General features: G+C 50.1%; 1 protein-coding gene. It reads left to right on the top strand.

Going from position 1 to position 1,602, the window contains the following annotated elements:
• On the top strand, positions 1-1,548 hold a 1,548-nt coding region (locus H740_RS11915), incomplete at its 5' end, for a TonB-dependent receptor domain-containing protein (protein ID WP_002952181.1).
• Positions 1,549-1,602 lie beyond the last annotated feature (54 nt).

Raw genomic sequence — 1,602 nt, 5'->3', positions numbered from 1 at the left:
GCAAATTTTTCTAAAGCCAACCGCTACAAAGACGGCGGCGGCAGAGAGTGGAACTACGGCTACGCCAGGCAGGGGCAAAGCGCGGTCGTGGGTTTCGTGCCTAGCGAGCTAAGCGAGTTTAGATTTACGCTCGTACACGACAACATCGACGACGACAAGCAGCCTCACCATCTCATGGACGCCGTTAAAACCGAGCGATACGTCGGTAAATTTAACGCTCGCATCGGCGCGGAGGATCTATCAAATACGCTAAATTTCGAGCTAATGCTGCGCGACGTAAGCAGAAACGCCGACAACTATCATCTAAGGAGTGCGGCGCAGACGGTCAAGGTCGAACTGGATAGAAAAATCGTGGACGCCGAGCTAAAATACGACGCGGACTTGGGCGACTTTCACAATCTCGCAGGCATCAGCTATCAACACGATAATCACGAGGGCAAAAGGTATCTAAAACAGCCCGGCGGCTGGGTTTTTAACGGCTATAGGTTTGCAGATGTAACGAATAAACGAACGAGGATTTTTGATACATTAAGCTATAAATTTAACGACTTTCACAAGCTTAGTTTAGCTCTAAACTACGACCGGATGAGATCAAATTTAAAGGGGCTAAATGAGCCTTATTTTGCGCCTGCCGCACCGCTTAGGACGGTCAAGGGGCTTATCCGTAGCGTTTACGGCTATGATTTTGACGGTAGCGTCAAGCAAGACGGCCTAAGTGCCAGCCTAAAATACGACTTCACCCCAAACGAGCTAGATAGCTACTACGCGGCGCTCGAGAGCTTGCAGCGCATACCCGGCAATATGGAGCGATTTAACACGCTTTACGGTCCGATGAATAACGGCTGGGTGAGCAACCCGCTGCTAAAGCCTGAGCGCCACAACCGCGTAAATTTGGGCTTTACTTACAAGAGCGAATTTTATAAAGAATACATGAGCTCGCGCCAGGGCGAGGATAGCTTTAGCGTGGGCGGGCACTTTATCGCGGACGACGCGCAGGATCTGGTTATCTACGATCGCCGCCACTCTACCGCGGCCACGCCGATGAATAAAAACGCCGTCATCACGCGCAACGTCGACGCTAGGATTTACAGCGTAAATTTGCGCGGCGAGTATAATTTCGCGCGAAATTTCGGGCTAAAAACATCGCTATTTTACAACTACGGACAAAACAAAACCGACGGCAGACCGCTCTATCAGATCCGTCCGTTTGAGGCAAATTTAGCCTTTGATTACAAAGACTACGCGAGCTTTGGCAGCTACAATATCGGAACCGCGGTTCGCTACGTAGCAAAGCAAAATAGGGGAGATTTCGATAAATCCACCGGCTTTGGCATCGACAAGCGTGAAGCCGCAAAGAGCTTTACGACGATGGACGTTTACGGAGGGTTTGAGTTTAAAAACAGTTGGGGTGTGAGGCTAGGCGTGACAAATATCTTTGACAAAGATTACGCCGAGTTTATCAGCGGCGAGCACGTAGGTGCGCTAGATCCTACGGTGGGGCATGCGCCGGGGAGGGCGGTGTTTGTCAGCTTCCACTCTAGTTTTTAAAACTTAAGTGGCGGCTTGTCTCGTGAGTGCTTTTCCGAGATTTCGCAAAATTTT

The organism is Campylobacter showae CC57C (genome assembly GCF_000344295.2).
GTDB classification, from domain to species: domain Bacteria; phylum Campylobacterota; class Campylobacteria; order Campylobacterales; family Campylobacteraceae; genus Campylobacter_A; species Campylobacter_A showae_B.
The sequence above is the reverse complement of the archived record's forward strand: the minus strand, read 5'-3'. Positions and strand labels throughout refer to the sequence as shown.